Below are 15867 nucleotides of genomic sequence, written 5' to 3'. Positions count from 1 at the left end.
TACTTATCGAACATCTGGCTGAGAACACGTACTTTCACACCCACCAAATTGTCGCTTATGTACAAGCTGAGTTTGGTATTCGTTATACCGTTGCTGGAATGAACAAGTGGCTACATCATCACGACTTCTCATATAAGAAGCCGAAAGGTGTACCGCATAAGTTTAATCCAGAGATGCAGCAAGCCTTTGTCGAACACTACAACGAGACGCTAAGAAACAGCGAAGACCCAGTGTTGTTCATGGACGCCGTTCATCCTACGCAGTCAACAAAACTCAGTTATGGCTGGATACGAAAAGGCCAAGACAAAGTGATTGAGACAACAGGCAGTCGAACTCGTCTTAATATTATCGGTGCGTTACCGCTTCAAAATATTGGCGCAACCGTGACAGACACGTATGACACGATAAATAGCGAGACTTAACCGTTATGACTGCCAATGAAATAAGTGAGCGTTAGGCTCTATTGAGTGAAGAACGTTCGCTTGTTTCATTGGCTTCGATTGCCGCCTTAAGTGGCTGGTTGATCAGCACGTTTAAACTTCAAACGATTTTTCACATCTCGGCTATCGAGAATACGTTGGCTGTGGTCAATATCGAGCTTGGATTTTGCCAATCGATCATACAGCAGCACATTGACGCTCGCGGCCAAATTCATACAACCAATCGTTGGGATGTATACAACCTCGCTGGCTTGGTTAACTATCTCTTGTGGAATAGAACCATCTTCAGGGCCAAACACATACAGCGCTTTTTCCGGGTGAATAAACTCGGGCAGTGGTGTAGCCCCTTCTGCCAGTTCAACACAGACGATTTTCATCTCACTTGGCAAGTCCTGCGTGATCTCTACCATCGCGGTGAGCGGGATTTTACTTTGAATGTTTTTTGTGTCGGTTTGAAATTTCACTGCGCGATCATAACGCTCACCACTGTAGCGAACCGCGCACGCTTGGTAGCAGCCCGCAGCGCGCATCACACCACCTACGTTGGTTGGGCTTTTAGGGTTACACAAACCAATGATCACTGACATTTCACGTTCCACAAAAAATCCTCTCACAATTTGGGGCGGGCAGTATAACGCTAAAATTTGCAGTAAAAGGAAAAATATCGATCAATTTTTCAATCGTGTTTCTGTTTTTTATCATCTTACTTGATCACAGTGCTACCTTGATCACAGTGCTACGCTGTAAAGCAGCGTTATGAGTTTAGAAAAGCATTTTTTGCTCGTTAGGATGAATAAGATAACCAAGCGCTCTTTATTCACTCGCCATGAACCGTTAAACTCACCAGCAAATAACTGACTTGGATTGATCATGGCAACCTTATCTCTACAAGAGCAAATGCTAAAAGCGGGTTTAGTGAACGCCAAAAAACTCAGCAAAGCGAAAAAGAGCTCTAAAAAATCGCGCGTGCAAGCACGTGAAGTGAAAGCGGCAGTAGAAGCGAATAAAGTCGAGCAACAAGAGCGCGACAAGGCACTGAATAAACAGCAAAAAGAGCAGTTGTTGAGCAAAGAAATTCGCGCTCAAGTAAAACAACTGATTGAGATGAATAAGCTGGATCTAAAACACGGTGAAATCAAATACAACTTTGTTGATGGTAAGTTGGTGAAGTCACTTTATGTCGATTCACTGGTTCGCGACCAACTGAGCAAAGGCATTCTCGCTATCGCGCGTTATGAAGAGGGCTATGCTGTCATCCCGGGTGTGGTAGCGGATAAAATCTTCATGCGTGATGAAGAGAGTATTATCGAAAATAAAACCGCCGATGAATCTCTACCTGCTGAAGATGATCCGTACGCGGATTTCGTAGTCCCTGATGATTTGATGTGGTAATTCCTTCCGGCTCTCCTTCTCAACGGAGGAGGGCTTTTGTTCCCTCTTCCTACCTCTACTTTCCACTTAGCTTATTTCCCAATCGTTTCGGTACCAATAGACAGAGTTTGTTGACAATGTTTGATGATCAAATTAAATTCAAATCAAATATTTTGATTATCAAACTAAGTGGGTGGAATTTTGCAGTTTACTACCGAGCATCGTCATAACTTTATCGCTAGCGCAGACCAAAATGAGAAACGCACGTTTTACGTTCTTTTGCTCACGCTTGTCACCATGGTAGCGGAGATCATTGCTGGTACTGTTTTCGGTTCGATGGCTCTGCTTGCCGATGGTTGGCATATGGGAACTCATGCGGCCGCTTTCTGCATTACGCTGTTTGCTTACCGTTATGCTAGAAAGCATGCACACAGTGAAAAGTTCTCATTTGGTACAGGTAAAGTGAGTGTGTTGGGAGGCTACACCAGTGCGATTGCATTAGGTATTGTGGCGTTGCTGATGGTGGTGGAATCGGTTCATCGTTTATTCAATCCCGAAGCGATTCAATTTAATGAAGCGATTATTGTCGCCATCATTGGCTTGCTGGTGAATGTAGTGAGCATGCTATTGTTGCATGATAACCATCACCATCATCATCATGGTGACCATGACCATGACCATGACCATGACCATGACCATGACCATGACCATCACGATCACAATTTACGAGCGGCCTATTTGCATGTTCTTGCCGATGCCTTGACTTCTCTTTTGGCGATTGTGGCGCTCTTGTTTGGAAAATATTATGGCTGGAACTGGTTAGATTCTGTTGTAGGCATCGTCGGCGCTGCCGTGATTGCTAAGTGGACAATAGGTCTTATCAAGCAGACTAGCCCCATTTTATTAGATGAAAGCATCGAGCAACCCTATCGACGTTTAATTGAAGAAGAGCTAGCCGCATTTGCGGTGATTAAAGATCTCCATATTTGGAAAATCAGTGCTCATCACTACTCAGCTGCGATTATCTTAGAATCTCATGTTGATAAAACCGTGGCAGAATATAAACAAATACTGGCGAAGTTTGATAAAATCCACCACCTTACCCTTGAAGTTCACCCGATGGCATGATGAGTAATATCGAAAAACTGAATCAACAATTAACCGAATTTTACGACAAGATGTCCTCATGGGAGCAATCTGTGGTGCGAGAAACTGGCTATTCTCTGGCGCAGATCCACACCATCGAGGTGTTAGGTATTCATGGCGCGCTGAGAATGAAAGAGTTAGCGCAAAAACTCGGTATCACAACCGGTACGCTCACCGTTCAAATAGAGAAGTTAGTGAATGCCAAGTTGATTGAACGCGGCGCGCACCCAGATGACAGAAGATCGATTGTCGTGACTTTAACCGCGGAAGGTCAGAAAATTCATCGCCAGCATAATCAGTTGCATGTGGAGTTAGTGAAAGATCTGACGAGATACTTGGATGCAAACGAAGAAGCAGTATTACTCAACAGCCTGCTAAAAATGAACCAAGAGTTTTAAGCTATGACCAACCACGGGCGACTTGCAAGTGGTTATCAAAAAATGGTGCAACCTGAGGCCAGATTTTGCTGACTTTTATCTCCTCTATGTGGCAATAAATGCCTCATAAAGCCTATGAGTCTATGAGAGTATTGGCTCAAAAATAGTCTCGATATGTGTGTAAACTTAATTGTGCGTCATATTATTAATAGTAGTCCTCCCCCCAGTAGTATCTCGATGATAGCAGAAGAATGGGATGAACAAAAAGTATCACTTTTTAATTTTTAAAGCGTCAAAATGATACTTTTTGTCAGATTTTGCATGGGTGATGCTGCTAGACTTGTTCATGAACTTATTCATAGGAGAAAACAATGAACTCGACGATTTTTAGCTCGGTCATCGTCACCACGACGTTAACCACCAGCTTATTATTTGTAGGGATGGCCAATGCTTTGCAACTCAGCAGCCGTGATATCCAAGAAGGCCACCCGATGGCAAAAACCTTTGAGTTTTCAGGCTGGGGTTGTTCTGGAGAGAATCTTTCGCCACACTTAATTTGGACCGATGTACCACAAGGAACCAAAAGTTTTGTTATTACGGCTTTTGATCCAGATGCTCCGACAGGAAGTGGCTTTTGGCATTGGATTGCGCTGGATATTCCAGCGACAGTGAGTGAGCTATCACGTGGGGTTGAAGTCAAAAAACTCGGTGCAATAGAAACACGTATCGATTATGGCAGTGTTGGTTTTGGTGGTGCTTGTCCGCCAGAAGGGCACGGAATGCACCGTTACCAGTTTACGGTATGGGCTCTCCCGACGGAAAAACTCAATTTAACAGCCGATGTGTCACCTGCGGTGGTTGGTTTTACCCTCAATAGTTTGGCGTTAGAAAAAGCGACGCTGACCGCAACCTATACACGCTAATTCATGGGGGAGTGATGAATCACCAATACCAAGTCACCACCTTTCGAGCCGCTCAGCAACAAAGGCTGAGAAATGTGAGGATTCACTCTCCAAGCTTGATTCAGATCCAATCTGGCAGTAAAAAACTGTTTCATAAGGAAGAGGCGATTAATCTATCGAGCGCTTCGTTATTATTGTGTGAGGCCTCAGCTTCGCTCAGTTTCGAAAATTTACCAGAACACGGTTACTTCTCTTCAAGGCTGTTCAGTTTCACCTACCGCCCGACCGAGGCGATGCTTGCGTTAAGCGCAAGTTATGATCGCCCAGTTATGTGGCCTGTGATTTCAACCAGCCCCTCACTGAAAAGTTCGCTCAATGCGCTCGCCTCGTTCGATCTTTCGTTAATCAGCCAAGAAACCCAAGCCTATCTACTGATGGTGTTATACCAACAATTGGCTGAGCAAGGTGTACTGCATTGGCTCTTTGAGAGTAATTCTCTACCCTTTGAGCAGAAGCTGAGAAACTACCTCGCCCAGTCACCAGAAGAAGAACATCCACTTGAGCGGGTAGCAACGCACTTTGCCATGAGCCGCGCGACCTTAATTCGACGCTTAAAGCAACATGGCACCGGTTACCGTGAGGTTTTGGCTGAAGTGCGTGTGAATCACGCGCTGAACTTAATGCAAAGTGGCCAACGAAATATAGCGATATTGGCACAGTGTTGCGGCTACCAATCGGAACAGCGATTTAATCAACGCTTTCGCAGTCAGTTTGGTTTAAGCCCCAAAACATACTTACAAACTATTGGTATGTGAGATAAAGAGACAAAACCCCTCCAATGCGTATTATGACTGAAGATTGATGCGGGTTACATAATGTTCAACCCCGGCATTTGCTGCTTCAATTGCTCCTGCGATATACCCAGGAAATTGAACCGACCATTCACTCGCAATTCCCGTAAGATGATGGTGCCATGGCCCACTTTTCACCCCTATTTCTGGAGTATGATGATGCTCATTCAGTGCATTGAGATCTAAATCAGTGCTCGTTAGAGGATCTTTTGCCCAATCTTTAATTATGTCGGCATAAGGCTTGGCGGCTTGGTCTCCAAATAAACGTTTCATTTGTGCTCTACAGAGCACTTTCATTTGTTCATCGCCTACTGCTTGCCGAGCATTAGGCGGTATACCGATAAAACCAAAGAGTGCGGCTCGACCTTCTGACGTTGTTGCGTCATGAATTTCAACCATAGGCCCATAAGCACTTCGTGCATCGCTTGAGAGCCCTTCTTTACGCCAAAAAGGATGGTCATATACTGCGATGTATTTGGCGTGCGGAGCCATCCAAGTTGCCGTTTTTTGCCATTGCTCAAATACGTCGGTTGGTAAGTTTGGAATGAAGTTGATACTTTCTACCGCTAGACGAGGAGAAAGCGCCAAAAATACGTGATCAGCGGTAAGTGATTGTATCGTGCCCGCTTGGTTAACATCTTGGTAACGAATTTCAATATTGTGGTCATATTTGGTGATCGAATGAACTTTGTTTCCAAGCAGAATACTGGTGTTATTGAGGCGTGAATGAAGCGATCTCATTAATGTTCCCATCCCCCCTTTTAAGCGCATAGATTGTGGTGAGCTAGTAAAACCTCGGATACTTACTGGTTTTTCATTAGGTGCGCGTTCTATTCTGATTTTACCTTGGTCATATTGAGGGAATTTCTGTAAACCTAACTCTTCAACTAACGTATTGAGTTGTGGTTGGATCTCTGGCCAGAACCAAGTCGGACCGAGGTCAAATTGCTCGTCTTTAGAGCCGTTTTTTAGTGAGAAATCCTCAATTCGGCCACCCAATCTTTCCCTCGCTTCAAGAAGAACGTAGTCGGTGATGCCTTGTGCTTCTAGCAAAGTTGCTGCGTATAAGCCACTGAGCCCGCCGCCTATGATAGCAATCTGTTTATGATCCATTTTGTACCTCATAATATAAATGGGAGAGTGGGTTCAATCTTGATTAATGCTGATATCGCTTGACTGAAGATTGTGCTGTACAGAGGGGTGAAAAAGCCGTCACGAGGACGGCTTAAAATCCATCTTATTTATTCAATACTTCAGACAAGGCTTCTGCTAACGGATCCGCAGATGCTGGGCTTTGACCTGTCATTAACATTCCGTCGATCACAACATTAGGTTCCCAGTTTGCTTTGCTCTTGTAGATAGCACCTCTGAGCTGTAATTCATCTTCCAGAGAAAACAGAAGATGTTTAAGAAGTTCGACTTCCTCATCTTCAGCATTTTTAAAGCCAGTCAACGCCTTTCCATTAACGAGGTATTGACCATTTGAGAGCTTAATGTCGCGCAAGATAGCGGGTGCATGACAGACCATGGCGACGGGACGATCGCTTTCATAGAAATCTTTGATCAACTTAAGCGTATATTGATCAGAGGCTAAGTCGGTGAGTAGTCCATAACCACCAGGTAAGAATACGGCATCAAAAGTGTTGTAATCCACTTCACGCAGTTTACGAGTGTGTCGAGCCGCAAACATAGCAATAGGGTCGTTGAAGAAACGTTCAGTGTATTGGGTTGTATAAGGTGCTTTCATACTGAGTAAATCGATAGGTGCTTCACCACCTTCAGGTGAGGCGAAGACCACTTCATGTCCTGCTTCAGTTAGGATGTAATAAGGCGCGGCAAGTTCAGTAAACCAAGTTCCGGTTTGTTTACCACTAATGCCGAGTGTATCGACAGAAGACATGATTAAAAGAACTCGTTTTTGTTGGTTACCTGTTTTCATTGTTAATTTCCTTACCTATCAGTAGATAGTTTTTGGGGTTTTAAAAAAAGAGCATCGTATTAGTGCTCTCGGTCAGTGGTTGCCACTCTAAATTCATTGGAATTGTAAGTCAATCACTTATCTACCTTCTGATAGGTAGTTTTTTTGGTGTTTTTGGTAAATCATTGATATTAAATTGAATTTTATTTTTATTTTTTTAAGAAATGTTGTAGAGGAGTGATAAGTTCAGCTTAGACAAGCTCAACCAAGTTTATTTACAATGTGTGCAGAAGGCATGTTGTGATAAATATCCCCTTCCTACTTGAAGCCGCAGCGGTGCTGGCTGCGTTCGTTCACCCCAATCACATCGTTTGCCTATACTCATGGGGACTCACTCACTGGCCGCCTAGCTGCAACTCCAAGTTGTTTGGGTATAGATGACCTATTCATAGGTAGATTGGAGTTTTAACCTGTGGTATGGTGCTAAAAAATGAAAAGGGTGGATAACGATGAAAGAGCTTAGTTCAACGGCAAATAAGATCGCCGATCTTGCTGAAAGCTATATACAGCGTCGTGGTTTCAATGGTTTTAGTTTTCGTGATATACAAAATGAGTTAGGTATTAAAACAGCCAGTATTCATTACCATTTCAAAACGAAACAAGATTTGGCGAGAACCGTTTTCCAACGTTATCTTGAGCGCTATAAAATGGCGCTTTCTGAGATAGAGCAGAAATATTCCAGTGCAGAAGAGAAGCTTCGCGCCCTGGCTGATATTTTTATTGCCGTCAGAGAGCAAGATAAACTCTGTTTGTGTGGCATGTATGCCTCTGATTTTTATTCTCTTTCAAACGAAGTTGGGGGGGAATTGAATCAATTTGTTGAACTGAATGAGAAATGGATTCAATCAGTTATTGAACAAGGCGTGAAGAGTGACGAATTTATCTCTCTTATTGATGCTACTCGTTTCTCAAGACTCTATTTTGTTTCTTTAGAGGGCAGTATGTTGCTATCAAAGTTTAAAGATGCGGATTATATTCGTTCAGTTAAAGAAAGTTACATGGCAATGTTAAAGAAGTAGCAGCCCTGTTTAAAAACATAAAGTGAATAGTTTGCCCACATTCTGTGGGCATTATTTGGATAAGTTTAACTATCTACTAATAGGTAATGTGCGTAATGATAAGAGATTTAAGAAACTTGGTCATGACAGGAATAGACGCAGATGGCGTCAATCAGTTCGAGCGAGTCGTTGAACAGACGTTAACTTTTTTGCCAGAAGGCGCTCAGTATTTAAATAGTTTATTAGAAAAATATCCTGCGTTTACCTTGGGATGGGTTTTTAAAGCCTATATTGAAGCGAGTGATGGGCGGCGCTCTACTCTAGCGAATATTGCGGCTAGGGTGTCACACATTGAAAGTTTGTCTTTTGGTTCTACTCAGCGGGAGTCTTTACATATCCAAGCACTCAAACAATGGAGTGGTGGTGATTTGAAAGGGGCAATGAATACTTGGCAGCAGATCCTAAGTGTTTGGCCACTGGATATTATCGCTTATCGGCAATTATTAGGACAACTATTCTGGTTTGGTCAAAAAGCTCGGGCTTTACATGTTTCCAAACAAATTTTGCCATATTGGGATAGTCATGTGCCCGGATTTTGGATGTTTGCTGCCAGTCATGCTTTCGCTCTCGAAGAAGCCGGAGAGTATGAAATATCGGAAGCTTTTGCGCGTCAAACCTTGCAATTGAATAGCGCAGACTTGATCGCTAAACATACGCTTGCCCATCTTTATGAGATGCAAGGAAGGCCTAAAGAGGGGATTGATTTTCTTGAGAAAAGCGCATCAACATTCTACCAGCATAATGCATTTCGAGGTCATTTATGGTGGCATCTTGCCTTGTTTTACCTTGAGCAAGGACGTGTCGATGACGCGCTTTCACTGTTTGATAAGCAGATCTATCCCTCCGAATCCTCACTTTATTTAGATATACAGAATGCAGCTTCACTGTTGATTAGACTTGAGTTTTTAGGTGTCGATGTTGGAAATCGTTGGAGTGGTTTGGTTGATAGCGTTAATCAGAACAGCCAAGATAGCACCATTATGTTCACTGAAGTCCACAATGCAATGGTTTTGGCGCGTACGGAAAATAATCGCAAACTGGATTTGAGTATTGAACACATTAGCCAGCAACCACTGGTTGGTCAACAGGTCGAATTTTCAGTTGCGGCTATGGTAATGAAAGGTATTTCCGCCTATCACTCTGCGCAATATCATCGAGCGATAGAATGTATAGGGGAAGTTCAACATCATTATTATCAGTTGGGAGGCAGTCATGCTCAGCAGGATGTTCTTTTCCAATATTTGATCATGTCGCATGCTTATTTACAGAATTGGCAGCGGGTCTCTAGCCTTCTCAAAACTCGTTATATGGCAAGAGCTTCAGCGGCTCAATCTGAAATATCGTTAAAGCAAAAATTTGCTCAATTTGACCTAATTACTAATATTGATGCCTTGCTTCCTCATCTTTCGAAGGTTCTCTAAGTCAGCTGCAGCGGGGTTGGCTACATTCGTTCACCCCAATCACATAGTACATCTATGTGATTGGGGCTTTCTTCACTTAGACCCTACCTGTAACTCCAATTTTTTGGAAACCGATATCTTGCAAAACGATATTCTCTATCGATCTTTATGGTCAAAGCGGTTTAGACACTTCATCAACCAAATACAAAATGGATTGATATGGAATGCCGCTGTGGTGTGATAGGCCAATTTCACAGGTACGGCTATTACTGAATCCGCGTTCGCAGTGAGCAGGGACTTGCTCTTTGAGCGGATGAACGGCCGCCGCATTCAGTTCTGGTGTGGTAAAGCCTTTATCGCCCGCCCAGCCGCAGCATTGAATATGCTCTGGCACAATCACTGTGCTGACGCAGGTTTGGGTCAATTTGAGCATATCGGCTTCCAACCCCATTTTGCGTGCACTGCAGGTGATATGCAGCATCACAGTCTCTTCTTTGGCTTTGATCGCTAAAGAATCCAACAGATACCTATTGACAAAACCGACGGGTTCTAAGATCTCCAGTGGCTTGGTAAATTGTTCAATACTGCGTTTTGCACACGGGCTGGTATCCATCAATACCGGATATCGCCCTTGTTGGCTAGCTTGCCATAACGCGGCTTCTAACTGCTGCGCTTTTGACTGCGCAATCTCATTCATTCCCTTGCTGTCATAGGGCATACCACAACATTGGCTGTTGAGCTTGTTAGGTAGGATCACCTCATATCCTGCTTTGTTAAGCAGCGATAAGGTCACTTCGGTTAATGGTCGCTGATCGCCCGCGCTGTTTTGTTGGCCCATATTTCGGCTTGCACAAGAGGGCAGATAGACGACTTTTTTCTCACGGCGCGGCAGGTTTTCTACTGCAATGGCTAAGTTCTGATGATTGGCTTGCGGCAGTTGTGGATACCAAATAGGCGTTTTGCCTTTGCTGAGTTTACGCAAGCCGTTGGTTGCGCCGCCGACTAACTTCTCGCCCAGCCATTTGCTGGCCAATTGGTTGGCACTGAGGCCGATTTTAGCCACAGCTGTGGTGGCGGCAAAGTGATCCGCCGTCCATGCAGCAATGGGGATGAATTTTTGGTATTTCGCGGTGCGCAGCTTTTTCACTAAATCGCCAGTGTTGATGCCAACAGGGCAGCGCTCAGCGCATAAGCCAGTTGCGGCGCAGGTGTCTAATCCTTGGTACTCAAAGACTTTTTCAAGCTCAGAAGCTTCTACCGTTTCACCTTGAGCGCGTCGACGTTGCAGCTCGCGGTACAAGACTATTCGTTGACGGGGCGAGAGTGATAGTGTGCGAGACGGACAAACAGGTTCGCAAAACCCGCATTCGATGCAGCGATCGACCAAGGCATCAGCCGCTGGCATCGGTTTGAGGTTAGCTAAGTGGGAACGCGGATCATCGTTGATTATAACGCCGGGGTTGAGCAAGCCTTGTGGGTCAAACAGGGTTTTGATTTGTTGCATTAAGGCGTAACCGTCTTTGCCCCATTCCAATTCCACATACGGTGCCATGTTACGGCCCGTGCCGTGCTCGGCTTTGAGTGAGCCTTGATATTTCACGGCCACTAGCTCGGCCACATCATCCATAAATGCGCCGTAGCGGTCGATCTCGCTTTGGCTATCAAAGCCTTGTGTAAAGACAAAATGCAAGTTGCCTTCCAGAGCGTGGCCGAAGATGATGGCTTCGTGATAGTGGTAGTGATCAAACAGAGCCTGCAAGTCGCGCACACCATTGGCAAGGCTTTCTACCGGAAACGCCACATCTTCAATGATGACGGTTGTCCCCACTTCGCGCACCGCGCCCACGGCAGGGAACATCCCTTTGCGAATGCCCCATAAGGTTGCCACCGTCTTGGCATCAGAGGTGAATGGTACGGATTCGATGATCTGATAGTCGCTTAGTGCTGCCATCACGGCGCTGCATTGCGAGTGAAGGGTTGCGTGATCGCTGGCGTGAGACTCAATCAGCAGCGCAGCGGCTTCTAGATCCAATTGCGCAATAAATGCGGGCATGCCAGCTTTGTCAGCGACAGAGCGCATCGCGCGTCCATCCATCATTTCGACTGCCGCAACTGGGGTTTTGGACAGGGTCGTAACCGCTTGGCTAGCCTGCTCAATATCAGCAAAGACAAGCAGCGCTGAGGCTTTGTGCGCGTGCTCAATGACGGTGTTGTAGGTGATGTCGGCAATAAAACCGAGTGTGCCTTCCGACCCAATCATCAAATGTTCAATGATTTCAATCGGATCAGAGTAATCAACGAGAGCATTTAGGGCATAGCCAGTGGTGTTTTTTAGGCGATATTTGTGCTGAATAAGCTTTGATAGTGTGTGATTTTGCGCCGTTTGTGCATGAAGTTGAGCAATACCTTCAAGCAATTCGGGTTTAGCGATTTTGAATGCAGCGATGCTTTCTGGGTTTGCGGTGTCGAGCACGGAACCGTCTGCGAAGACGATCTTCATACTATCGACAGTGCGGTAAGAATTTTGCGCAGTGCCGCAGCACATACCACTGGCGTTATTGGCGGCGATTCCACCAATTTTGCAGGTGTTGATTGAGGCTGGATCTGGGCCGATCTTGCGTTGAAAAGGGGCAAGGTATTTGTTGGCATCGGCTCCGATGACCCCCGGTTGTAGGGTGATTTTTTTGCCCTCATCGTGAATGCGATGGCCGCGCCAGTCATCGGTTAAGGCGATCAAGACCGAATCAGAAACTGCCTGACCAGATAAACTGGTGCCAGCAGCGCGAAACGTGCAGTGAACGCCAAGCTCGCGGCAGCTTTTAATGGCAAAAATGACCTCATCAAGGCTTTGTAAGCGCAGCACAATTTTCGGCACCAAGCGATAGAAACTGGCATCAGTGCCATAAGAAAGGCGTTTTGCCTGCTGCGTGATGATGCGCTCAGAGTCGATGCGTGTAGCGAGTTGCGTTTCCAGTTGACGATAGGTGGCGTCTGAAAGAGTGCTGGCCATCATTGTTTCCCATTTTAAATTGAGGTGTGGATAGGTTAACGTGCGGCTACCGTTGGTTTGTCATCATGAGATTAAAGTTTGACTAACGAGTCTCGTGACAAATCGGCAATGGTTTTCGCTCCGGTTAAGGTCATGGCAACGCGCATCTCTTTTTCATATAAATCGAGCAAGTTCTCAACGCCGCTTTGACCTTGCGCCGCCAATGCATAAACAAACGAGCGGCCTAGCAGCGTGCAGTCCGCGCCCAGCGCGAGCATGCGTACTACATCAAGCCCAGTGCGAATTCCAGAATCGACCAGAATTTTCAGGTCGCCCTTCACCGCATCAGCAATCGCAGGTAAGGCTTTGGCGGTTGACAACACTCCATCAAGCTGGCGACCACCGTGGTTGGATACGATAATGCCATCAGCGCCAAAGCGTACCGCGTCTTTGGCATCTTCTGTATCTAGAATGCCTTTAATGATCATCGGGCCGTCCCAAAAGTCGCGGATCCACTCTAAATCTTTCCATGAAATGGAAGGATCAAAATTCTCACCAAGCCAACCAATGTAGTCTTCCAATTTAGTCGGCGTGCCACGGTAGGCAGAAATATTGCCTAAATCGTGTGGCTTGCCGAGCAAGCCGACATCCCACGCCCAGCTTGGGTGTTTCATCGCTTGAAACACTCGGCGCATCGCCGCATTAGGGCCGCTCATGCCAGAATGCATATCGCGGTAACGCGCGCCAGGAACGGGCATATCCACGGTAAACAGGAGGTTTTTTACCCCCGCGGCTTTGGCGCGCTCCAACACGTTTTTCATAAAACCGCGATCTTTAAGCACGTAGAGTTGAAACCAAATCGGCCGAGCCAGCGCCGCTGATACTTCTTCGATCGGGCAAACCGATACGGTAGACAGTGTAAAAGGAATGCCTTTATTTTCAGCCGCGCGCGCCGCTTGCACTTCGCCGCGCCGCGCGTACATACCAGTTAAACCAACAGGTGCAAGGGCAATCGGCATTGCAAGCTGTTCGCCAAACAGTTGTGTTTCTAAACTGAGCTCTGACATGTCATTAAGCACGCGTTGGCGCAGTGCGATGTCAGCTAAATCCGCGGTATTGCGTGTGAGCGTGTGCTCACCGTATGAGCCACCATCAATATAATGAAACAGAAAAGGAGGCAATTTCGCTTTCGCGGCAGCGCGATAGTCGGTGGAGGCTGAAATAATCATAGATTGAATCCTAATTTGTACAGAGCCGCCGCCTAGCGAGCTCTGCATTTATTACACAAGATTAATGGTTATAAAAACCAAGTTGATACCAAGTCACATCACCAAACTTAGGGTTGCTGGGTCATTAGTACATCGGTCATATTAAAGCCGTAAATCACCACTAAACCGATAAGGCCAGTCATCACAAGGTAGTAGAAAGTCGGGATAATGGTTTTGCGCAGCGTGGCTCCTTCACGGCCCAACAAACCGACCGTTGCTGATGCCGCGACGACGTTGTGAATCGCAATCATATTGCCCGCCGCTGCGCCAACAGCTTGTAGCGCAATGATCATCACACTGGAAATAGAGAGCGTTTGCGCCACTTCAAACTGGAACTGGCTGAACATCATGTTCGACACTGTATTTGAGCCGGCGATGAACGCCCCAAGTGCGCCAACGGTGGCACTTAATGCAGGGAAGGCATCACCGACTAAACCCGCGGCAAAATTGGCGGTAGTGACAGGCATGCTCGCAAGCTCTGCGCCATTGACGCCAGAGTTAATAAAAATACGCACCATAGGGATAGTGAATACCAACACAAAGCCCGCGCCGATCAGCGTTTTGCTTGATTCACCGAATGCTTTGATGAGCGGTGTGGCACTGCGTGACTGCAATATTACTGCCAGTAACGCGACAAAAACCAAGATGCCACCGGGAAGATAAAGCGGTTGAATGGCCGTGCTGATGCCTGTTTCAGCCAGAATGTTGTTAAAGGATAGGCTCACTCCAGCCAGCAGTGACTTAAATTCGCTGCTTACACGGCTTGCCACAAGGATAACCGCGAGTAGAACATAGGGAGTCCAAGCCAATGCAAGGCCCATCGGTTTAGCTTTGATCTCTTCAATATCAATTTTTAATGAGCCTAACCACTCTGCGGGCCACGATTTCTCTTCTGGAAAATCCCATTGTGATTTGGGTACTAAAAAGCCTTTTTTCGCGGCCGTGACAACCAGTGCCAAGCTGATCAAGCCACCGATTAATGAGGGAAATTCTGGGCCAAGAAAGACGCCCGTTAGCGCGTAAGGCACAGTAAAAGCCAAGCCAGAGAAAATCGCAAAAGGCAAAATATCTAACCCTTCGGTCCAGCTTTTGTTTTTACCGAAAAAGCGCGTCAACATCATCGCCATTAATACTGGCATCAATGTACCGACTATCGCATGGGTGATGGCGACACTGGCGGTGATTTGCTGTAAATACACATCCCAACTTGAACCGTTGCTGATCAGCGTTTCGGTGATGTTGTGCGTATCTAACCCCTTGTTTACCCCAACAATAATGGGCGTACCCACTGCGCCGAAAGAGACAGGAGTGGATTGGATCATCATCCCCATCAATACGGCAGCCAACGCGGGAAAGCCAATCGCAACCAGCAACGGTGCCGCGATAGCTGCTGGTGTACCAAAACCAGAAGCGCCTTCAATAAAAGAGCCAAAACACCACGCAATGATAATGGCTTGCACACGGCGATCAGCCGAAACATCCGTAAAACCGTTACGAATGGTGGTGATAGCACCAGTGTGTTTTAAGGTGTTGAGTAGGAAGATTGCGCCAAACACAATCCAGAGCACGGAAATCGTGATACCGAACCCTTGCAAAACAGAAGCAAGCACGCGGTTTGCCGACATATCCCAAAAGGTGAGGGCGATGGCCACAGTTAATGCAAAGGCCACGGGCATCGCCTTTTTCGCAGGCCAGTTGAGGCCGACTAAAAGAATTGCTGCCACCACAATGGGGGAGAAGTCCACTAGTGCCAGTAAGGTTTCGTTCATTGGATACTTCCTCGTAAAGTGTGCTCTTCGTTCTCTTTAAAATAGTAGCGTAGTTGAAGAGCTAACATCCTGTAGGTACTAAAGACCTTTCGGCCACGTCGGGTAGCTAAATTATTATATTTGTGATGTTTTTGTTAATTTGTGGTGAATTTACTCCTTTATTTTTTGTGGATATAGGGAAATAATGAAAATAATTAATTCCAAAATTGACATAATAAGATGCGAGCAGACGACCTAATATTGTTTTCACAAGTGATGGAACTGGGAAGTTTTAGTAAAGTAGCAGAACAGAATAGCCTTACAAATTCGGTAGTTAGT

At 45.8% G+C, this 15867-nt stretch carries 13 protein-coding genes and 2 pseudogenes; 9 read left to right on the top strand and 6 right to left on the bottom strand.

Going from position 1 to position 15867, the window contains the following annotated elements; genetic code table 11:
- Positions 1 to 419: pseudogene (locus VOR_RS17295) on the top strand (IS630 family transposase); the annotation flags it as partial.
- 89 nt (positions 420 to 508) lie between these two features.
- On the opposite strand, the gene VOR_RS0113510 reads toward VOR_RS17295, so the two are convergent.
- Entirely contained in the window at positions 509 to 1039 is a 531-nt protein-coding gene (locus VOR_RS0113510; protein ID WP_010320227.1) for an RNA methyltransferase, read from the bottom strand.
- A gap of 271 nt (positions 1040 to 1310) precedes the next feature.
- On the opposite strand from VOR_RS0113510, the gene VOR_RS0113500 reads away from it, so the two are divergent.
- From VOR_RS0113500 to VOR_RS0113480, 5 genes are all read left to right on the top strand, one after another.
- A complete protein-coding gene (locus VOR_RS0113500; RefSeq protein ID WP_010320225.1) occupies positions 1311 to 1832 on the top strand; it encodes a DUF2058 domain-containing protein in 522 nt (173 codons plus the stop codon).
- A 180-nt stretch (positions 1833 to 2012) separates the two neighbouring features.
- Entirely contained in the window at positions 2013 to 2939 is a 927-nt protein-coding gene (gene dmeF / locus VOR_RS0113495; RefSeq protein WP_010320224.1) for a CDF family Co(II)/Ni(II) efflux transporter DmeF, read from the top strand.
- The gene (locus VOR_RS0113490; RefSeq protein ID WP_010320223.1) at positions 2939 to 3355 is read left to right on the top strand and encodes a MarR family winged helix-turn-helix transcriptional regulator; all 417 of its coding nucleotides are present in this window, start codon (positions 2939 to 2941) and stop codon (positions 3353 to 3355) included. Before dmeF ends, VOR_RS0113490 begins: the two co-directional genes overlap by 1 nt.
- Before the next feature lie 350 nt (positions 3356 to 3705).
- Positions 3706 to 4257, top strand: coding sequence for a YbhB/YbcL family Raf kinase inhibitor-like protein (locus VOR_RS0113485; protein ID WP_010320222.1), 552 nt, complete (start codon positions 3706 to 3708; stop codon positions 4255 to 4257).
- A gap of 14 nt (positions 4258 to 4271) precedes the next feature.
- Positions 4272 to 5051: a helix-turn-helix transcriptional regulator gene (locus tag VOR_RS0113480; RefSeq protein WP_010320221.1), complete on the top strand. Its 780-nt coding sequence runs from the start codon at positions 4272 to 4274 to the stop codon at positions 5049 to 5051.
- Between the two features lie 30 nt (positions 5052 to 5081).
- Here the strand turns inward: VOR_RS0113480 and VOR_RS0113475 are convergent, their stop codons facing one another.
- Both VOR_RS0113475 and VOR_RS0113470 read right to left on the bottom strand, forming a co-directional pair.
- Positions 5082 to 6200, bottom strand: coding sequence for a flavin monoamine oxidase family protein (locus VOR_RS0113475; RefSeq protein WP_010320220.1), 1119 nt, complete (start codon positions 6198 to 6200; stop codon positions 5082 to 5084).
- Positions 6201 to 6324: 124 nt separating this feature from the next.
- On the bottom strand, positions 6325 to 7026 hold the full coding sequence (locus VOR_RS0113470; protein WP_010320219.1) for a type 1 glutamine amidotransferase domain-containing protein: 702 nt from the start codon (positions 7024 to 7026) through the stop codon (positions 6325 to 6327).
- 488 nt (positions 7027 to 7514) lie between these two features.
- Between VOR_RS0113470 and VOR_RS0113465 the strand changes: the two genes are divergently transcribed.
- Positions 7515 to 8084, top strand: coding sequence for a TetR/AcrR family transcriptional regulator (locus VOR_RS0113465; protein ID WP_010320218.1), 570 nt, complete (start codon positions 7515 to 7517; stop codon positions 8082 to 8084).
- 122 nt (positions 8085 to 8206) lie between these two features.
- Positions 8207 to 9544, top strand: a complete 1338-nt coding sequence (locus tag VOR_RS0113460; RefSeq protein WP_010320217.1) for a tetratricopeptide repeat protein — start codon at positions 8207 to 8209, stop codon at positions 9542 to 9544.
- 151 nt (positions 9545 to 9695) lie between these two features.
- Here VOR_RS0113460 and VOR_RS0113455 read toward each other — a convergent pair whose 3' ends face one another.
- From VOR_RS0113455 to VOR_RS0113445, 3 genes are all read right to left on the bottom strand, one after another.
- Positions 9696 to 12536 carry an FAD-binding and (Fe-S)-binding domain-containing protein gene (locus VOR_RS0113455; protein WP_033197465.1) on the bottom strand — a complete coding sequence of 947 codons (2841 nt, stop codon included), beginning with the start codon at positions 12534 to 12536 and terminating at the stop codon, positions 9696 to 9698.
- A gap of 68 nt (positions 12537 to 12604) precedes the next feature.
- Positions 12605 to 13741: an FMN-dependent L-lactate dehydrogenase LldD gene (lldD, locus tag VOR_RS0113450; protein WP_010320215.1), complete on the bottom strand. Its 1137-nt coding sequence runs from the start codon at positions 13739 to 13741 to the stop codon at positions 12605 to 12607.
- Positions 13742 to 13848: 107 nt separating this feature from the next.
- Positions 13849 to 15549 carry an L-lactate permease gene (locus VOR_RS0113445; RefSeq protein ID WP_010320214.1) on the bottom strand — a complete coding sequence of 567 codons (1701 nt, stop codon included), beginning with the start codon at positions 15547 to 15549 and terminating at the stop codon, positions 13849 to 13851.
- 219 nt (positions 15550 to 15768) lie between these two features.
- Here VOR_RS0113445 and VOR_RS18775 point away from each other — a divergent pair.
- Positions 15769 to 15867: pseudogene (locus tag VOR_RS18775) on the top strand (LysR family transcriptional regulator); the annotation flags it as partial.

This window comes from Vibrio ordalii ATCC 33509 (assembly GCA_000257205.1).
Classification (GTDB): domain Bacteria; phylum Pseudomonadota; class Gammaproteobacteria; order Enterobacterales; family Vibrionaceae; genus Vibrio; species Vibrio ordalii.
The sequence above is the reverse complement of the archived record's forward strand: the minus strand, read 5'-3'. Positions and strand labels throughout refer to the sequence as shown.

Excerpts from the sequence above, each read along its gene's own strand:
- VOR_RS0113445 (WP_010320214.1), bottom strand. The coding sequence starts at position 15,549 with ATGAACGAAACCTTACTGGCACTAGTGGACTTCTCCCCCATTGTGGTG.
- VOR_RS0113455 (WP_033197465.1), bottom strand. The coding sequence starts at position 12,536 with ATGATGGCCAGCACTCTTTCAGACGCCACCTATCGTCAACTGGAAACG.
- VOR_RS0113485 (WP_010320222.1), top strand. The coding sequence starts at position 3,706 with ATGAACTCGACGATTTTTAGCTCGGTCATCGTCACCACGACGTTAACC.
- lldD (WP_010320215.1), bottom strand. The coding sequence starts at position 13,741 with ATGATTATTTCAGCCTCCACCGACTATCGCGCTGCCGCGAAAGCGAAA.
- VOR_RS0113475 (WP_010320220.1), bottom strand. The coding sequence starts at position 6,200 with ATGGATCATAAACAGATTGCTATCATAGGCGGCGGGCTCAGTGGCTTA.
- VOR_RS0113490 (WP_010320223.1), top strand. The coding sequence starts at position 2,939 with ATGAGTAATATCGAAAAACTGAATCAACAATTAACCGAATTTTACGAC.
- VOR_RS0113500 (WP_010320225.1), top strand. The coding sequence starts at position 1,311 with ATGGCAACCTTATCTCTACAAGAGCAAATGCTAAAAGCGGGTTTAGTG.
- VOR_RS0113465 (WP_010320218.1), top strand. The coding sequence starts at position 7,515 with ATGAAAGAGCTTAGTTCAACGGCAAATAAGATCGCCGATCTTGCTGAA.
- VOR_RS0113480 (WP_010320221.1), top strand. The coding sequence starts at position 4,272 with ATGAATCACCAATACCAAGTCACCACCTTTCGAGCCGCTCAGCAACAA.
- VOR_RS0113460 (WP_010320217.1), top strand. The coding sequence starts at position 8,207 with ATGACAGGAATAGACGCAGATGGCGTCAATCAGTTCGAGCGAGTCGTT.
- VOR_RS0113470 (WP_010320219.1), bottom strand. The coding sequence starts at position 7,026 with ATGAAAACAGGTAACCAACAAAAACGAGTTCTTTTAATCATGTCTTCT.